This is a genomic window from Streptomyces sp. NPDC048639 (assembly GCF_043199075.1).
Taxonomy (GTDB): domain Bacteria; phylum Actinomycetota; class Actinomycetes; order Streptomycetales; family Streptomycetaceae; genus Streptomyces.
Genome location: NZ_JBICVP010000002.1, coordinates 715,801 through 733,910, shown reverse-complemented (window position 1 = coordinate 733,910; position 18,110 = coordinate 715,801). Strand labels below are relative to the sequence as shown.

Below are 18,110 nucleotides of genomic sequence, written 5' to 3'. Positions count from 1 at the left end.
GTGCACGGGGCCCCGCGATGAACCGCGGACCGGGTTGCGCGAGCCCGTAGGGTGGCAGACATGCCCACGCTGATCCTCGTACGGCACGGCCGTTCCACCGCCAACACCGCGGGGGTGCTCGCGGGCTGGACTCCCGGCGTCGCCCTCGACGAGCGCGGTGCCGCACAGGCCGCGGCGCTGCCCGGGCGGCTGGCAGGTCTGCCGCTGGCGGCCGCCGTCACCAGCCCGTTGCAGCGCTGCGAGGAGACGCTGCGGCCGCTGCTGGACGCCCGCCCGGAGCTTCCGCTGCACACCGAGGAGCGGATCGGCGAGTGCCACTACGGCTCCTGGACGGGCCGCAAGCTGGGTGAACTGGCGGAGGAGCCGCTGTGGACGACGGTCCAGCGGTACCCGTCGGCCGCCCAGTTCCCGGGGCCGGAAGGCGAATCCGTACGGGCGATGCAGGCACGCGCGGTGGACGCCGTACGGGAGTGGAACGCGCGGATCGAAGCGGAGCACGGCGCCGACGCCGTCTACCTGATGTGCTCGCACGGCGACATCATCAAGTCCCTCGTCGCCGACGCCCTCGGCCTCCACCTCGACCTCTTCCAGCGGATCTCCGTCGAGCCCTGCTCGGTCACCGCCATCCGCTTCACCCCGGTCCGGTCCTTCCTGCTCCGGCTGGGCGACACCGGGGACTTCCGCGCGCTGGCGCCGGACGGCGGCGCCGCCCCGGGTGCCGAGGGCGATGCGGCGGTGGGCGGTGCCACGGGCGCACCGTGATCGTCACGAGCAGTAGGGTGGACGGGCTGCGGGACGGGTACGCGGGACCTGCGGGCATGCCGTTTCCCGGGTCCCGTCGACCGATTCAGACCGTTCAGACAGTGCATACCGCAGACGCCGGACAGACTCCGCAGCGATGACAAAGAGGAGAGCAGGACGTGGCCCGTCAGGTGTACCTGTACGACCCGCCGGACCGCTTCGTCGCCGGTACGGTCGGGCTGCCTGGCCGCCGGACCTTCTTCCTCCAGGCCAGCGCAGCGGGCCGGACCACCACCGTCGCCCTTGAGAAGACCCAGGTCGCCGCACTCGCCGAGCGGATCGACGAGCTGCTGGACGAAGTGGTGCGCCGCACCGGGGGGAACGCGCCCGTGCCCGCAGTCGCCCCCGCGGAACTCGCCGACAGCGAGCCGCTCGAGGTGCCCGTGGAGGAGGAGTTCCGGGTCGGCACCATGGCGCTCGCGTGGGACGGCGAGGAACAGCGCATGATCGTCGAGGCCCAGGCGCTCGTCGAGCTCGAGGCCGAGACCGAGGAGGACCTCGCCGAGGCCGAGGAGCGGCTGCTGCAGGACGAGGAGAACGGCCCGCCGATGCTGCGCGTCCGGCTCAGCGGGCCCCAGGCCAGAGCGTTCGCCAAGCGGGCGCTGGAAGTGGTCAACGCCGGCCGCCCGCCGTGCCCGCTGTGCAGCCTGCCGCTCGACCCGGAAGGACACGTATGTCCGCGCCAGAACGGATACCGCCGCGGGGAAGCCTGACCGACGACTCCGCGGTGTGCGAACTGCTCGCCGAGGGCGAACTGACCGTGCGCGGACGGATCCGGGAGGCGTCGAACGCGGTGCTCTACTGCGCCGTCGAGCTGGATGGTCGCAGCGCCGCCTGTGTCTACAAGCCCGTCGCGGGGGAGCGGCCGTTGTGGGACTTCCCCGACGGGAACCTGGCGCGGCGCGAGGTGGCGGCGTACGAGATCTCCCGCGCCACGGGCTGGGACCTGGTGCCGCCGACGGTGCTGCGCGACGGCCCGTACGGCGAGGGCATGTGCCAGCTCTGGATCGAGGCGGATCCTGCCCAGGAGCTGCTCGCGCTCGTCGAGGGCGAGGAGCCGGGGGAGGGGTGGAAGGCCATCGGCTTCGCCGAGGTGGCCGGGGGCGGGGCGGCGCTGCTGGTGCACGCGGACGACCAGCGGCTGCGGCGGCTCGCGGTCCTCGACGCCATGATCAACAACGCGGACCGCAAGGGCGGGCATCTGCTGCCGACGGTGGACGGGCGGCTGTACGCGATCGACCACGGTGTGACGTTCAACGCCGAGGACAAGCTGCGCACGCTGCTGTGGGGATGGGCCGCCGAACCGCTCACCGAGGAGGCCCTCGCGGTGCTCAGCCGGCTCGTGGAGGACCTCGGCGGGGGCGGCGCTCTCGCCGCCCGCCTTGCCGACCTGATCACCGCTGAGGAGCTCGACGCCCTCCGGGAGCGCGTCGGCGCCCTCGTCCGTACGGGCCGTCATCCGGAGCCCAGCGGCGCGTGGCCCGCCATTCCCTGGCCGCCGGTCTGACCTCGGCGCTGCCCTCCCCGCCACACCGGCCCCACGATCCGTCCCCGGACCAGCACATCGCAGCCGGTGGGTGCAAGAGCGCCCATCCGGCCAACCCTGCTGGTCCGGTTCGTGTGAGGATCGGGCATCCGGTTACGCTCAAGGCATGCATGCCTGGCCCGCTTCTGAGGTTCCCGCCCTGCCCGGCAGAGGCCGCGACCTCCGGATCCACGACTCCGCGACCGGGGGCCCGATCACCCTCGACCCCGGTCCCGTCGCCCGCATCTACGTCTGCGGCATCACTCCGTACGACGCCACCCATCTGGGGCACGCGGCGACCTACACCGCGTTCGACCTCGTACAGCGCGTGTGGCTCGACAACAAGCGGCAGGTTCACTACGTCCAGAACGTGACGGACGTCGACGACCCCCTCCTGGAGCGCGCCCAGCGGGACGGGGAGGACTGGACCGAGCTCGCCGAACGCGAGACGACCCTCTTCCGCGAGGACATGACCGCGCTGCGGATGCTGCCGCCCCGTCACTACATCGGCGCGGTCGAGGCCATACCGGGCATCGTTCCGCTCGTCGAACGGCTCCGTGACTCCGGAGCCGCCTACGAACTCGACGGTGACATCTACTTCTCCGTCGAGTCCGACCCCGCCTTCGGCGCGGTCTCCGGGCTCGATGCGGAAACGATGCGGCAGCTCTCCGCCGAGCGCGGCGGCGACCCGGAGCGCCCCGGCAAGAAGAGCCCGCTCGACCCGATGCTGTGGATGGCCGCCCGCGACGGCGAGCCGAGCTGGGACGGCGGCTCCCTCGGCCGCGGCCGCCCCGGCTGGCACATCGAGTGCGTCGCCATCGCGCTGGACCACCTCGGCATGGGCTTCGACGTCCAGGGCGGCGGCACCGATCTGGCCTTCCCGCACCACGAGATGGGCGCCTCGCACGCCCAGGTCGTCACCGGCGAGCACCCGTTCGCCAAGGCGTACGTCCACGCCGGGATGGTCGCCCTCGACGGCGAGAAGATGTCCAAGTCCAAGGGCAATCTGGTCTTCGTCTCCACGCTGCGCCGCGACGGCGTCGACCCGGCGGCGATCCGTCTGGCGCTGCTGGCCCACCACTACCGCGACAACTGGGAGTGGACGGACGCCGGGCTCGACACGGCGGTCGAGCGGCTGGCCCGCTGGCGCTCCGCCGTCTCACGGCCCGACGGGCCGCCGGCAGAGACCCTCCTGGAGGAGATCCGCGAGGCCCTCGCGAACGACCTCGACGCGCCCGCCGCGCTCGCGGCCGTCGACCGCTGGGCCGCCCTCCAGGAGTCCGAGGGCGGTACGGACGAGGGCGCGCCGGGACTCGTGTCGCGCGCCGTCGACGCACTGCTGGGCGTGGCTCTCTGACGCACTGACACCCTCCTCACCGGAATACGACTCGGGGCGCTTCTTCGCCGAAGAAGCGCCCCGAGTCGCTTGCCAGGAGCGGGAGTTCGCCTCCCCCGCGCCTATTCGTCCTCGGTGGCCGGGCCCGAACCCGAGCCGGACCCGGGGTCGGGGGAGTCAGAGGGGTCGGCGGAGTCCGGGGAGTTCGGGGAATCGGTGCCGTCCTGCTCGTCGCCCCTTGACGGCGGCTTGGACGGCCGCGTACGCCCTCCGGAGGTGTCCCGGGAGGTGTCCCGCAGATACGAGCCGTCACGGCCCCCTTCGCGCCCCTCGGATGTCGTGCCGCTCTCCGTCGCATGACCGCCCGGCTGCCCCGGGCTCCCGGGCCCTGCCCCCGGCTGGCCGTCGCGCCGCCGCAGATAGCGCTCGAACTCGCGGGCGATGGCCTCGCCCGAGGCCTCCGGAAGCTCCGCGGTGTCGCGCGCCTCCTCCAGCGACTGCACGTACTCGGCAACCTCGGTGTCCTCGGCGGCCAGTTGGTCCACGCCCACCTGCCAGGCCCGTGCGTCCTCGGGCAGTTCGCCCAGCGGGATGCGGATCCCGATCAGGTCCTCGAGGCGGTTGAGGAGGGCGAGCGTCGCCTTGGGGTTGGGCGGCTGCGACACGTAGTGCGGTACGGCGGCCCACAGGCTGACCGCGGGTACGCCCGCGTGCGTGCAGGCCTCCTGGAGGATGCCGACGATGCCGGTCGGGCCCTCGTACCGCGTCTCCTCCAGGTCCATCGTCCTGGCCAGGTCCGGGTCGGAGGTGACGCCGCTGACCGGGACGGGGCGGGTGTGCGGGGTGTCGCCGAGCAGCGCGCCCAGGATCACCACCATCTCCACGCCCAGTTCGTGCGCGAAGCCGAGGATCTCGTTGCAGAAGGAGCGCCACCGCATGCTCGGCTCGATGCCTCTGACGAGCACGAGATCGCGGGGCTTGGAGCCTCCGATCCGGGCCACAGAGAGCCGTGTGGTGGGCCAGGTGATCTTCCGGACTCCGCCTTCCAGGAAGACGGTGGGCCGGTTGACCTGGAAGTCGTAGTAGTCCTCCGCGTCCAGCGCGGCGAAGACTTCGCCCTTCCATTCCCGGTCCAAGTGCCCGACCGCGGTGGAGGCAGCGTCACCGGCGTCGTTCCAGCCTTCGAACGCGGCCACCATGACCGGGTCGATCAGCTCGGGAACCCCCTCGAGCTCGATCACCCAGCGCCTCCTTCCGACCGGCGGACGTCCGTGCGGATCGCCCCCGGCTGCCGATCCATTGCGTGCGTCCCCAGCCTACGGCCAGACCGGGGGCCCTCCGCAGCCCCCGCGCAGACGCGCGCATTGATTCATCCGAGCTGTAGCCTGCCCATTTCCCCTCACCTCTGCACTACGGGGCCCTTACGTCGCCATACATCGGATGACTGTCGAAGGTCCGATGTCTTTCCGATACGGCCCGGGGCCAAGGGCGTACGAACTCCGGACGCTCACGCTCACACCGCCGAGCGGAGCCACTGCTCCGCGCCGGCGACATGCACCGTGGCCCACGCGCGTGCCGCCTCGGCGTCGCGCTCGCGCAGGGCGTCCAGGATCGCCCGGTGTTCGTGCAGCGCCCGGCCCACCGCACCCTCCCGGTCCGCCGCCCGCCAGATACGTGCCCGGGTGGCCGGGCCCGACAGGCCCTCCAGCAGCGAGCAGAGCGCGGAGTTGGCGCCGGCCCGCACGATGCGCCGGTGGAACTCCAGGTCGCGGTCGGCCAGTTCCTCCACCGTGGACGACGGGCCCAGCGCGTCCAACTGCGCGCTGAGCTCGTCGAGTTCGGCGCGGCTGATCCGCGGTACGGCCAGTGCGGTGGCCGCGGGTTCGAGGATCCGGCGTACGGCGAGGAACTCCAGAGCGGTGTCGTCGCGGTGGACGTCGACGACGAAGCTCAGTGCCTCCAGCAGGAGTTGGGGCGCCAGGCTGGTCACGTACGTGCCGTCGCCCTGGCGTACGTCCAGGACGCGGATGAGGGCGAGGGCTCGCACCGCCTCGCGCAGGGAGTTGCGCGACAGGCCCAGCTCCGCGGCCAGTTCGCTCTCCTTCGGCAGCCGGTCGCCGGGCCGCAGCACACCGGAGACGATCATGTTCTTGATCTTTTCGATCGCCTCGTCGGTGACGGCCATGCAGTCCTCCCGCGTCAGACATCCGATGTCTGCTCCCCAGTATGGCCCGGTGGTCACCGCCCTGTGTCCCGTATGGGGCATCGATTCGTGACCTGGAGGTTTCTGCGTGCGCCGACGGCCTGCCGTGCCAGAACCCCGTACGGCCTGCCGTGCCCGAACCCCCGGGTGGCCATAGGGCGGCCGCATGCGACGCCATGAGCGGACACGACGCCGTAAGGGGCGACCCTCGGGAGAGCCGCCCCTTACCCCTTCCTGCGTCCCGGCCCGTGCGGGCCGGAAGATCAGCTCTCCTTGCGGTCGAGCATGTCCTTCACCCGGGCCTGCACGTCCTTGCTGTCCAGGCCGCGGATCGTCAGCGTCGTACGGCGCCGCAGCACGTCGTCGACCGTCTCCGCCCACTCGTGGTCGCGGGCGTAGACCACCTGCGCCCAGATCTCCGGGCCGTCGGCGTGGATCCGCTCGCCGAGCGCGGGGTCCTCGTTCACCAGCCGGGCGATGTCGAAGGACAACGAGCCGTAGTGCGTGGCCAAGTGACGGGCCGTCAGCGGATCCATCCGCACGCCGGGGTCACGGTCCACCAGCAGCCGGTGCGCCACGGCGTTGGGGTTGGCGATACCGGGCAGCGGCTGCCGGCGGACGAGGCTGGAGACCGGCTCCATGTCCTCGGTCAGGGGCGCGCCCGGCAGCTTGGCCAGCTTGTTCATCACCGTACGGCCGATGTGCCGGTACGTGGTCCACTTGCCGCCGGCGACCGACAGCATCCCGCCGCGCCCCTCGGTCACGACCGTCTCGCGCTTGGCCTGCTCCACACCGCCAGGGCCGCCGGGCAGCACCCGCAGGCCCGCGAAGGCGTACGTCATCAGGCCGGGGTCCAGATGCTCGCCCCGTACCGAGAACGCGGCCTCGTCCAGGATCTGCTGGATGTCGGACTCGGTGGCGCGCACGTCCGCGGGGTCGCCCTCGTACACCTCGTCGGTGGTGCCCAGCAGGAGCTGGTCCTCCCACGGCAGGGCGAAGGTGATGCGGTACTTGTCGATCGGCGTGGCCATGGCGGCCTTCCAGGGCGCCTTGCGCTTCAGGACGATGTGGGCGCCCTTGGAGAGCCGGATGCTGGGGGCGGCGTTCTTGTCCTCCAGCTTCCGCAGGTGGTCCACCCACGGTCCGGTCGCGTTGAGCACCACCCGGGCGTCGACGCCGAACTCGGTTCCGTCCAGGCGGTCCTTGAGCTCCGCACCGGTGACCCGGCCGTGCGTGAATCGCAGCCCGGTGACCTCGGCGTGGTTGAGGACGACGGCGCCCGATTCGGCGGCCGCGCGGACCGTCATGACGGCGACGCGCGAATCGTTCATCTGGTGGTCGTAGTAGACCGCGACGGCCTTGAGATTGTCCGTCCGCAGACCGGGGTTGTTCGCCTGGGCCTTGGCCGGGGATATCACCTTGCCGACGCCGTCGCCGAACGCGGACAGTGCCGAGTATGCGAACACGCCCGCGCCGAGCTTGGCGGCGCCGACCGGGCCGCCCTTGTAGACGGGCAGGTAGAAGGTGAGCGGGTTGACCAGGTGCGGGGCCACGTCCTTGGCCAGCACCCGCCGCTCGTGGTGGTTCTCCGCCACCAGCTTGACCGCGCCGGTCTGCAGGTAGCGCAGACCGCCGTGCACGAGCTTGGAGGAGGCGGAGGAGGTGGCGCCGGCGAAGTCGCCGGCGTCCACCATCGCCACCCGCAGCCCGGACTGCGCGGCGTGCCAGGCCACCGAGGTGCCCAGGATGCCGCCGCCGATCACCAGGAGGTCGTAGGTGGCCTTCGAGAGCCGGTCCCGGGTCTCGGCGCGGCCGGGGTTGAAGCCGGCAGCCGGGTGCGTCCCGAGGCTCGGGACGCTCTGCAGGGTGCTCATGTCTTACTCCTCGTGATCGATCCAGCCCATGGTCCGCTCGACGGCCTTGAGCCAGCTCTGGTACTCGCGGTCGCGGACGTCCGCGTCCATCCGGGGGGTCCACTCCGCCGCCCGGCGCCAGTTGGCGCGCAGCGCGTCGGTGTCGGGCCAGAAGCCGACGGCCAGGCCGGCGGCGTAGGCGGCGCCGAGGCAGGTGGTCTCGGCGACCATCGGGCGCACCACGGGTGCGTCGAGGAAGTCGGCCATGGTCTGCATCAGCAGGTTGTTGGAGGTCATGCCGCCGTCGACCTTGAGCGCGGTCAGCTCGACACCGGAGTCCTTGCGCATCGCGTCGACGATTTCCCGGGTCTGCCAGGCGGTGGCCTCCAGCACGGCACGGGCGAGGTGCGCCTTGGTGACGTAGCGGGTGAGGCCGGCGATGACGCCGCGGGCGTCGGAGCGCCAGTAGGGGGCGAACAGGCCTGAGAAGGCCGGGACGAAGTACGCGCCGCCGTTGTCCTCGACCGAGCTCGCCAGGGTCTCGATCTCGGCGGCGGTGCTGATCAGGCCCATCTGGTCGCGCATCCACTGCACCAGCGACCCGGTGACCGCGATGGAGCCCTCCAGCGCGTAGACCGGCTTCGCGTCGCCGATCTGGTAGCCGACGGTGGTCAGCAGCCCGCTGTAGGAGTTGATGATCTTGTCGGCGGTGTTCATCAGCAGGAAGGTGCCGGTGCCGTACGTCGACTTGGCCTCGCCCGGGGCGAAGCAGGTCTGGCCGAACAGCGCCGCCTGCTGGTCGCCGAGCGCGGAGGCGACGGGCACGCCCTCCAGGACGCCCTTCGCCGTGCCGTACACCTCGGCGGAGGAGCGGATCTCCGGCAGCACGGCGGCCGGGACGCCCATGGAGTCAAGGATCTTGTCGTCCCACTGCATGGAGTGCAGGTTCATCAGCATGGTGCGGGAGGCGTTGGTGACGTCGGTGACGTGCACACCGCCCTCGGTGCCGCCCGTCAGATTCCAGATCACCCAGGAATCCATGGTTCCGAAGAGGATCTCGCCGCGCTCCGCGCGCTCGCGCAGCCCCTCGACGTTGTCGAGCAGCCAGCGGATCTTCGGTCCGGCGAAGTACGAGGCGAGGGGGAGGCCGGTCTCGCGGCGGAACCGGTCCTGGCCCACATTGCGGCCGAGTTCCTTGCAGAGACCGTCGGTACGGGTGTCCTGCCAGACGAGCGCGTTGTGCACCGGCTCACCGGTGGCCTTGTCCCACAGGACGGTCGTCTCGCGCTGGTTGGTGATGCCGATCGCCTGGATGTCGCTCTTGGTCAGACCGGCCTTGCTGAGGGCGCCGGCGACGACCTCCTGCACATTGGTCCAGATCTCGGCCGCGTCGTGCTCCACCCAGCCCGGCTTGGGGAAGATCTGCTCATGCTCCTTCTGGTCGACCGAGACGATGCGGCCGTCCTTGTCGAACACGATGCAGCGGCTGGAGGTCGTGCCCTGGTCGATGGCGGCGATGAAGGGGCCCGCGGTATGGGCGTCGGTCACGGTTTCTCCTGGAGTGGTCTCGAAGGGGCGGAAGGCTTACGGGCTCAGGCGAAGGCGAGCTCGTAGACGAGGCCCGCGAGGGCGCCGCCGAGCAGCGGACCGACGATCGGGATCCAGGCGTAGCTCCAGTCGGAGCCGCCCTTGTTCGGCAGCGGCAGCAGCGCGTGCACGATACGCGGGCCGAGGTCGCGCGCCGGGTTGATCGCGTAGCCCGTGGGGCCGCCGAGCGAGAGGCCGATGCCGACGACGGTCAGCGCGACGATGAGGATGCCGGTGCCGGAGACGGCAAGGCCCTTGGTGAGACCGGTGGTGAGGATCAGGAGGACGAGGGTGGCGGTGCCGATGATCTCGGTGAGCAGGTTCTGCACCGGGTTGCGGATCTCCGGGCCGGTGGAGAAGACGCCGAGGACGGGACCGGCGGACGGGGCCACGGACTTGTCGACGAGGCCCTCCTCGTCCTTCCTGGCGACGATCTCGGGGTCGGTGAGGTGGGCCTGGAACTGGCCGGCGTACGCGAGCCAGGCGAGGAGGGCACCGAGCATCGCGCCGACCATCTGGCCGGCGAAGTAGACCGGGACGTCGCCCCACTCACCGCTGGTGATGGCGATGCCGAGGGTGACTGCGGGGTTGAGGTGCGCACCGGAGAGCGGGGCGGATATGTATGCGCCGGCGAGGACGGCGAAGCCCCACCCGAAGGTGATGGCGACCCAGCCGGCGTTCAGCGCCTTCGAGCGCTTCAGGACAACGCCGGCGACCACGCCGGCACCGAGCAGGATGAGCACGGCGGTACCTATGGTCTCGCCGAAGAAGATGTCGGAGGTGGACACCAGCGACTCCTTGTCCTTCGTCCAGGGGAAGGCGGGCCGGCGGAGTCCCACCCGCGGCCCGCGCCCTCGGGTGAGGGCGGTGACCGGTCCGCCGCCGCGGACACCATAGCGAAGTTATCGGCTGGTGTTCGACAATGCCGACCGGCGAACGGCAGTTTTCTTCACCGCCACTACCGCGTCAATAGCGGTGTCGCCGTGACTTCGATCCGTTGTCCAAGCGTGACCGCGAGAAGTGAAAACGCCTGGTGGCGGAGCGTGGACGCGGGTGGGCGGAGCGTGGACGCAGACGCGGTCGAGCGGGGGAGCGGACGGCCGGAGCGTCAGAAACGGCCGGCGCCCAGGTCGCGCGAGACCGCGCGGGCGCAGTCCCGTACCGCCGCGACCAGCGCCGGCCGCAGTGCGCCGTCCTCACAGACCCGCTCCACCGCCCCGGTGACGGCGACCGCGCCCACCGGCATGCGCCGACGGTCGTGGATGGGGGCCGCGAGCGAGGCCACGCCCTCCCAGGTCTCCTCGACATCGGAAGCCCAGCCCCGGGCGCGGGTGAGGTCGAGAATGCCCTCGAAGTCCTCGAGTCCGGTGACCGTACGGGCGGTGAACGACTTGCGGGCGCCCTCGGCCACCTCGCTGTGCGCCACCGGGTCGTAGGCGGAGAGGACCTTGCCTAGCGCCGTGCTGTGCAGCGGCTGCATGGCGCCGACCTCCAGCACCTGGCGGCTGTCGTCGGGGCGGAAGACGTGATGCACGATCAGAACGCCCTGCTGGTGCAGAACGCCCAGGTAGACACTCTCCCCGCTGGACCGGGCCAGGTCATCCGTCCAGACCAGGGCGCGGGCGCGCAGCTCGTGGACGTCCAGATAGCTGTTGCCCAGGCGCAGCAGCTCGGCGCCGAGCTGATAGCGACCGGAAACGGGGTCCTGCTCGACGAACCCCTCCTGCTGCAGAGTGCGCAGAATGCCGTGCGCCGTCCCCTTGGCCAGCCCCAATGAGGCCGCCACATCGGACAGTCCGAGCCTGCGCTCGCCACCGGCGAGCAGCCTCAGCATCGCAGCCGCTCGCTCGAGCGACTGGATCGACCGGGCCATCGGGCAACCTCCTCCAACCACAGGGTTCGACAATGCTGAACACTATCGGCCTTTGCCGACCTGGTGGTACCACCCTGTGTGTCGGTCTGTCACGGCGTGATCTCACCCGTCCGGCCCGTACCGCACCTGTCCGCCTCGTGGAATACCCCGAGCCCGGCACGTCGCCGACAGTTACCCTGGCGGCGTGCGCCCTCCCACCGGGGGGCGCAAAGCCGACAGCCGTCGCACTCCAGGGAGCGTCTCCATGGCCTCGTACGAGCCATCGTCCGCCGTCACCGACCGGGCCCGAGCACTGCGGGAGGCGCTCGCCTCCCGCGTCGTCGTGGCCGATGGGGCCATGGGCACCATGCTCCAGGCACAGGACCCGAGCATGGAGGACTTCCAGCAGCTCGAAGGCTGCAATGAGATCCTCAACGTCACCCGCCCCGACATCGTGGCCTCCGTGCACGAGGAGTACTTCGCGGCCGGCGTGGACTGCGTAGGGACCAATACCTTCGGCACCAATTTCGCCGCGTTGGCCGAGTACGACATCGCCGACAGGATCTTCGAACTCGCCGAGGCGGGCGCCCGGATCGCCCGTGAGACCGCCGACACCTTCACAGCCCGCGACAGCCGCGACCGCTGGGTGCTGGGATCCATGGGCCCCGGCACGAAGCTGCCGACGCTGGGCCACGCCCCGTACACGGTGCTGCGCGACGCCTACCAGGAGAACGCCGAAGGGCTGATCGCCGGAGGCGCGGACGCGCTGCTGGTGGAGACCACCCAGGACCTCCTGCAGACCAAGGCATCGGTCATCGGCGCCCGCCGTGCGCTGGAGGCGCTCGGCGCCGACCTGCCGCTGATCTGCTCGGTGACCGTCGAGACCACCGGCACGATGCTCCTGGGCTCGGAGATCGGTGCCGCGCTCACCGCGCTGGAGCCGCTGGGCATCGACATGATCGGGATGAACTGCGCCACGGGTCCCGCGGAGATGAGCGAGCACCTGCGCTACCTCGCCCGCCACTCGCGCGTCCCGCTGTCGTGCATGCCGAACGCGGGTCTTCCCGTGCTCGGCAAGAACGGCGCGCACTACCCCCTCACCGCCGGCGAACTCGCCGACGCCCAGGAGACGTTCGTCCGCGAGTACGGGCTCTCCCTCGTCGGCGGCTGCTGCGGTACGACCCCCGAGCATCTGCGGCAGGTCGTCGAGCGCGTCCGCGACATGGCGCCCACGGAGCGCAGCCCGCGCCCCGAGCCCGGCGCCGCCTCGCTCTACCAGACCGTCCCGTTCCGCCAGGACACCTCGTACCTGGCCATCGGCGAGCGGACGAACGCCAACGGCAGCAAGAAGTTCCGCGAGGCCATGCTCGACGGCCGCTGGGACGACTGCGTCGAGATGGCCCGCGACCAGATCCGCGAGGGCGCCCACCTGCTCGACCTCTGCGTGGACTACGTGGGCCGCGACGGCGTCGCCGACATGCAGGAGCTGGCCGGCCGCTTCGCCACCGCCTCCACTCTGCCGATCGTGCTCGACTCCACCGAGGTCGACGTGATCCAGGCCGGCCTGGAGAAGCTCGGCGGCCGCGCGGTGATCAACTCGGTCAACTACGAGGACGGGGACGGCCCGGAGTCGCGTTTCGCCCGCGTCACCCGGCTCGCCGTGGAGCACGGCGCCGCGCTGATCGCGCTGACCATCGACGAGGAGGGCCAGGCCCGCACCGTCGAGAACAAGGTCGCCATCGCCGAGCGCCTGATCACCGACCTCACCACCAACTGGGGCGTGCACGAGTCGGACATCCTCATCGACTGTCTGACCTTCACCATCTGCACCGGCCAGGAGGAATCCCGCGGGGACGGGATCGCCACCATCGAGGCGATCCGCGAACTCAAGCGCCTCCACCCGGACGTGCAGACCACGCTCGGCCTGTCCAACATCTCCTTCGGCCTCAATCCGGCCGCCCGGATCGTGCTGAACTCCGTCTTCCTCGACGAGTGCGTCAAGGCCGGCCTGGACTCGGCGATCGTGCACGCGAGCAAGATCCTTCCGATCGCCCGGCTCGACGAGGAGCAGGTCAAGGTCGCCCTCGACCTCGTATACGACCGGCGCAGCGAGGGCTACGACCCGCTGCAGAAGCTCATGGCGCTCTTCGAGGGCGTGAACACCAAGTCCATGAAGGAGGGCAGGGCCGAGGAACTGGCCGCCCTCCCGCTGGACGAGCGCCTGCAGCGCCGGATCATCGACGGCGAGCGCAACGGCCTGGAGGCCGACCTCGACGAGGCCCTGGAGAGCCGCCCCGCCCTGGAGATCGTCAACGACACGCTGCTGGCGGGCATGAAGGTCGTCGGCGAGCTCTTCGGCTCCGGCCAGATGCAGCTGCCGTTCGTCCTCCAGTCCGCCGAGGTCATGAAGACCGCGGTCGCCCACCTCGAACCGCACATGGAGAAGTCCGACGACGAGGGCAAGGGCACGATCGTGCTCGCCACGGTCCGCGGCGACGTCCACGACATCGGCAAGAACCTGGTCGACATCATCCTGTCCAACAACGGCTACAACGTCGTCAACCTGGGCATCAAGCAGCCGGTCTCGGCGATCCTGGAGGCCGCGGAGGAGCACCGCGCGGACGTCATCGGCATGTCCGGCCTGCTGGTGAAGTCCACCGTGATCATGAAGGAGAACCTGGAGGAGCTGAACCAGCGCAAGATGGCGGCCGACTTCCCGGTGATCCTCGGCGGCGCCGCCCTCACCCGCGCGTACGTCGAGCAGGACCTCCACGAGATCTACGAGGGCGAGGTCCGCTACGCCCGCGACGCCTTCGAGGGCCTGCGCCTGATGGACGCCCTCATCGCGGTCAAGCGCGGCGTACCCGGCGCCACCCTGCCCGAGCTCAAGCAGCGCCGGGTGCCCAAGCGCGACCTCCAGGTCAGCGAGCCCGACCCGGACGAGGGTGCCGTACGGTCCGACGTGTCCACCGACAATCCCGTCCCGGAGCCGCCGTTCTGGGGCACCAAGGTCGTCAAGGGCATCCAGGTCGCCGACTACGCCTCGTGGCTGGACGAGGGCGCCCTGTTCAAGGGCCAGTGGGGCCTGAAGCAGTCCCGTACGGGCGACGGGCCCACGTACGAGGAGCTGGTGGAGAGCGAGGGCCGCCCGCGGCTGCGCGGCTGGCTGGACAAGCTGCACACCGAGAACCTGCTGGAGGCGGCCGTCGTCCACGGCTACTTCCCCTGCCACTCCAAGGGCGACGACCTCATCCTGCTGAACGAGGACGGCTCGGAGCGCACCCGTTTCACCTTCCCGCGCCAGCGCCGCGGCCGGCGGCTGTGCCTGGCCGACTTCTTCCGGCCGGAGGAGTCCGGGGAGACCGATGTGGTCGGGCTCCAGGTCGTCACCGTCGGGTCGAAGATCGGCGAGGCCACGGCCGAGCTGTTCGCCGCCGACTCCTACCGCGACTACCTGGAGCTGCACGGCCTCTCCGTCCAGCTGGCCGAGGCCCTCGCCGAGTACTGGCACGCGCGGGTCCGCACCGAGCTGGGCTTCGCGGGGGAGGACCCGGAGGCGATGGAGGACATGTTCGCGCTGAAGTACCGCGGCGCGCGGTTCTCCCTGGGCTACGGCGCCTGCCCCGACCTGGAGGACCGGGCGAAGATCGCGGAGCTTCTCCAGCCGGAGCGGATCGGGGTGGAGCTCTCCGAGGAGTTCCAGCTCCACCCGGAGCAGTCCACCGATGCGATCGTGATCCACCACCCGGAGGCGAAGTACTTCAACGCCCGCTGAGGCGGTCGGCCCCGGTGAATTCCGGTGGCTTCGAATGATCGCGGTGCCGGGACGCCTCCTCGCGGTAGGGCATTCCCTCGTGTCGTGACCCGCCGCGGAGAAAAAACGCTCAGTAGTCAGGATCGTCGTACAATGGTCGGTCCGGTACAGGCCGGTCGGCGCCCTTCCGGGGGCGGCGGCCGGCCACTTTGTCCCTCCGGGGGCATTCACGAGGAGAGGAGCACGGATGACCAGCATCATCCCCGCACTCGACGACACACGGCCGGCGGAGGGCTCCGCCCTGCAAGCCGTGCTCCTCGACATGGACGGCACTCTCGTGGACACGGAGGGTTTCTGGTGGGAGACGGAGTGCGAGATCTTCGCCGAGCTCGGCCATGAGCTCGGCGAGGAGCACCGGGAGGTGGTGGTCGGCGGGCCCATGACGCGCAGTGCGTCCTACCTGATCCAGGCCACCGGCGCGGACATCACGCTTCCGGCCCTGTCCTCCCTGCTCAATGCACGGTTCGAGGAACTGGTGGACCGCGGTGTGCCGCTGATGCCGGGTGCCGGCCGGCTCCTGGCCGAGCTCGCCGAGCACCGGATTCCTGCCGCCCTGGTCTCCGCCTCGCATCGGCGGATCATCGACCGGGTGCTCAAGTCGATCGGCCCGGACCACTTCGCCCTCACCATCGCCGGGGACGAGGTGGTCCGTACGAAGCCGCACCCCGACCCGTATCTGCTGGCTGCGGCCGGGCTCGGCGCCGACCCCACCCGCTGTGCCGTCGTGGAGGACACGGCGACCGGTGTGGCCGCGGCCGAGGCGGCGGGCTGCCGGGTGGTGGCCGTGCCGTCAGTGGTCCCGATCGAGCCCGCCGAGGGGCGGGTCGTCGTCCCCTCGCTCGAGGACGTGACCCTGCCCTTCCTCCAGAGGCTCGTGGCCGAAGCGAACTGAGCCGGGCACGCCGTACGCCCGGGAGGCATGTCCGCTCGGGAATTCCATCCGCCCGGAAACAGCGACCGCTCAGGAACAGCGACCGCTCAGGAACAGCGACCGCTCAGGAACAGCGGCCGTTCAGGAACGGCGCCCGCTCGGGGGTGCGGGTGCGCATACTGCCTCGTCGCGTACGGCCATGATCATCGCGACGGCGAATGCGCTCCACAGGTTCGAATTCAGTACGTGACGTTTATCACATGCCCCCGCGTCGACAGTATTTCGGTGATCTGCTCCCGGCGGGCCCCAAGGGTCTGAACGCGCACCCATCTGTCCCTATTGATGCATTGCTGGGTGATTCGATCCGTAGTCGGATCGGGGGCTGCCGATGCCCGTTATCGATGCGTGATACTGCCTCAACTTCGTTGTGTTCCGGCCTGTCTGGCACCGCGCACTAATCTCGTCGCGAGAACCTTTGACGCATCCCTGTGACCAGTAACCATTCGTCGGTATGGTCCGGGAATCGACGCTTCAGCAGGAGACCGCCGACGATGAATCGCAAGACCTTGGTGATGCCGGCCGTACTGGGTCTGCTGGCTCCCGTTCTCGCAGCGTGCGGCGGTTCGGACGAGGCGAGCGGCGACGGTAGGCCCATCGTCATAGGCACCACGGACGCGTTCGTCAGCACGTCCGACTACCCGGCGCCCTTCGACCCGGCCCTCGCCTATGAGGCGGGCGCCTGGAACATCCTGCGCAACACCTTCCAGACGCTGATGGCCCTGCCCCGCTCGGGCGGCGACCCGGCGCCGGAGGCGGCCGAGAAGTGCGGCTTCTCCGATCAGAAGAACGAGTCGTACCGCTGCACGCTGCACGGCGGCATGAAGTTCGCCAACGGCAACGACCTCACCTCCGAGGACGTGAAGTTCTCCGTCGAGCGCACCCTGTCGATCAAGAACCCCAACGGTCCGGTCTCCCTGCTCGCCAACATCGACACGGTCGAGACCCCGAGCGAGACCGAGATCGTCTTCCATCTGAAGTCCCCGGACGCGACCTTTCCGCACAAGCTGGCCACTCCGGCCGCGGCGATCGTCGACAAGGACTCGTACGAGGGGACGAAGCTGCGGGAAGGCTTCGCGATCGACGGCTCCGGGCCGTACACCATCAAGACCCAGGAGAAGAAGGGCGAGGTCGTCTCCGCGGTCTTCGAGAAGAACCCCAATTACCAGGGGAATCTGAAGCTGAAGAACGACAAGGTCGAGATGCGGTTCTATTCCGACTCGGGCCCCATGGAGAAGGCCCTGCAGAAGGGCACGATCGACCTGATGACGCGCACCATGTCGCCGGAGCAGGTCGACCGGCTGGAGCGCGGCACCTCCGAGAAGATCGAGCTCAAGGAGATGCCGGGCCAGGAGATCCGCTACCTGGCCTTCGACACCGACGACTCGACCACGGGCAAGAAGGCCGTGCGCCAGGCCATCGCTCAGGTGGTGGACCGTCAGGCCCTGGTCCGCGATGTGTACGAGCGCACCGCCGAGCCGCTCTACTCGATCGTCCCCTCCAGCGTCGGCTCGCACGTCAACTCGTTCTTCAACAAGTACGGCGAGCCGGACGTGACCGAGGCGCGCAAGACGCTGCGCGAAAGCGGCGTCGACACCCCGGTGGACCTCAAACTCACCTACACCACCGACCACTACGGGTCTGCCACCGCCAAGGAGTTCAAGGCGCTCCAGGCGCAGCTCAACCGCAGCGGCCTGTTCGATGTGTCGATCAAGGGCGTGCCGTGGAAGACGTTCCGCCCGGCCCAGTCCAACCGTGAGTACGCCGCCTACGGCATGGGCTGGTTCCCCGATTTCCCGGACCCGGACAACTTCATCGACCCGTTCTTCGCCAAGGACAACTTCCTCAACAGCCCGTACCGCAACGACACGATCCGCACCCAGCTGATTCCGCAGACGCGGCAGCAGGCGCAGCGGACCGCGGCGGCCGAGGACTTCGAGAAGGCGCAGGACATCGTGGCCGATGACGTGCCCGTCCTGCCCCTGTGGCAGGGCAAGCAGTACGTGGCCGCGCGCGACGACATCAGGGGCGTCGAGTGGGCGCTCAACTCCTCGTCGGTGCTTCAGCTCTGGGAGCTGGGCCGGGGGATCTCCGCCTGACGCCGGGCGGCACGGTTTCGACGCGGAACGCGCCCCCGACGGAGTCCCGTCGGGGGCGCGTTCCGCGTCTGCGCGCGGCATGAGGGACAGGGCTTGGACCGCGTGAAGGGCG

Annotated in this window: 13 protein-coding genes; 7 read left to right on the top strand and 6 right to left on the bottom strand. The window is 70.2% G+C overall.

Annotation, left to right across the window (positions count from 1 at the left end; genetic code table 11):
• The first annotated feature begins 60 nt into the window (after positions 1-60).
• The 4 genes from ACGFNH_RS07575 to mshC all read left to right on the top strand — a co-directional run bounded on the left by ACGFNH_RS07575 (position 61) and on the right by mshC (position 3,683).
• The gene (locus tag ACGFNH_RS07575) at positions 61-762 is read left to right on the top strand and encodes a histidine phosphatase family protein (RefSeq protein WP_393652082.1); all 702 of its coding nucleotides are present in this window, start codon (positions 61-63) and stop codon (positions 760-762) included.
• Between the two features lie 158 nt (positions 763-920).
• Entirely contained in the window at positions 921-1,514 is a 594-nt protein-coding gene (locus ACGFNH_RS07570) for a DUF3090 domain-containing protein (protein ID WP_393652081.1), read from the top strand.
• A complete protein-coding gene (locus ACGFNH_RS07565; protein ID WP_393652080.1) occupies positions 1,475-2,308 on the top strand; it encodes an SCO1664 family protein in 834 nt (277 codons plus the stop codon). Before ACGFNH_RS07570 ends, ACGFNH_RS07565 begins: the two co-directional genes overlap by 40 nt.
• A gap of 145 nt (positions 2,309-2,453) precedes the next feature.
• Positions 2,454-3,683, top strand: coding sequence for a cysteine--1-D-myo-inosityl 2-amino-2-deoxy-alpha-D-glucopyranoside ligase (mshC, locus tag ACGFNH_RS07560; protein WP_393652079.1), 1,230 nt, complete (start codon positions 2,454-2,456; stop codon positions 3,681-3,683).
• 101 nt (positions 3,684-3,784) lie between these two features.
• Here the strand turns inward: mshC and ACGFNH_RS07555 are convergent, their stop codons facing one another.
• From ACGFNH_RS07555 to ACGFNH_RS07530, 6 genes are all read right to left on the bottom strand, one after another.
• Entirely contained in the window at positions 3,785-4,903 is a 1,119-nt protein-coding gene (locus tag ACGFNH_RS07555) for a PAC2 family protein (protein WP_393652078.1), read from the bottom strand.
• A 272-nt stretch (positions 4,904-5,175) separates the two neighbouring features.
• Positions 5,176-5,847: a FadR/GntR family transcriptional regulator gene (locus tag ACGFNH_RS07550; protein WP_393652077.1), complete on the bottom strand. Its 672-nt coding sequence runs from the start codon at positions 5,845-5,847 to the stop codon at positions 5,176-5,178.
• A gap of 281 nt (positions 5,848-6,128) precedes the next feature.
• A complete protein-coding gene (locus ACGFNH_RS07545) occupies positions 6,129-7,739 on the bottom strand; it encodes an FAD-dependent oxidoreductase (protein ID WP_393652076.1) in 1,611 nt (536 codons plus the stop codon).
• 3 nt (positions 7,740-7,742) lie between these two features.
• Positions 7,743-9,266 (bottom strand): glycerol kinase GlpK, encoded by a 1,524-nt coding sequence (glpK, locus tag ACGFNH_RS07540; protein WP_393652075.1) that lies wholly within the window; start codon positions 9,264-9,266, stop codon positions 7,743-7,745.
• Between the two features lie 44 nt (positions 9,267-9,310).
• Positions 9,311-10,093, bottom strand: a complete 783-nt coding sequence (locus ACGFNH_RS07535) for an MIP/aquaporin family protein (protein ID WP_393652074.1) — start codon at positions 10,091-10,093, stop codon at positions 9,311-9,313.
• Positions 10,094-10,413: 320 nt separating this feature from the next.
• The gene (locus tag ACGFNH_RS07530) at positions 10,414-11,178 is read right to left on the bottom strand and encodes an IclR family transcriptional regulator (protein WP_393652073.1); all 765 of its coding nucleotides are present in this window, start codon (positions 11,176-11,178) and stop codon (positions 10,414-10,416) included.
• A 244-nt stretch (positions 11,179-11,422) separates the two neighbouring features.
• Between ACGFNH_RS07530 and metH the strand changes: the two genes are divergently transcribed.
• From metH to ACGFNH_RS07515, 3 genes are all read left to right on the top strand, one after another.
• Complete coding sequence (gene metH, locus ACGFNH_RS07525) at positions 11,423-14,932, top strand: methionine synthase (protein WP_393652072.1); 3,510 nt, start codon at positions 11,423-11,425, stop codon at positions 14,930-14,932.
• Positions 14,933-15,158: 226 nt separating this feature from the next.
• Entirely contained in the window at positions 15,159-15,863 is a 705-nt protein-coding gene (locus ACGFNH_RS07520; RefSeq protein WP_393652071.1) for an HAD family hydrolase, read from the top strand.
• Between the two features lie 530 nt (positions 15,864-16,393).
• Entirely contained in the window at positions 16,394-17,998 is a 1,605-nt protein-coding gene (locus ACGFNH_RS07515) for an ABC transporter substrate-binding protein (RefSeq protein WP_393652070.1), read from the top strand.
• Positions 17,999-18,110 lie beyond the last annotated feature (112 nt).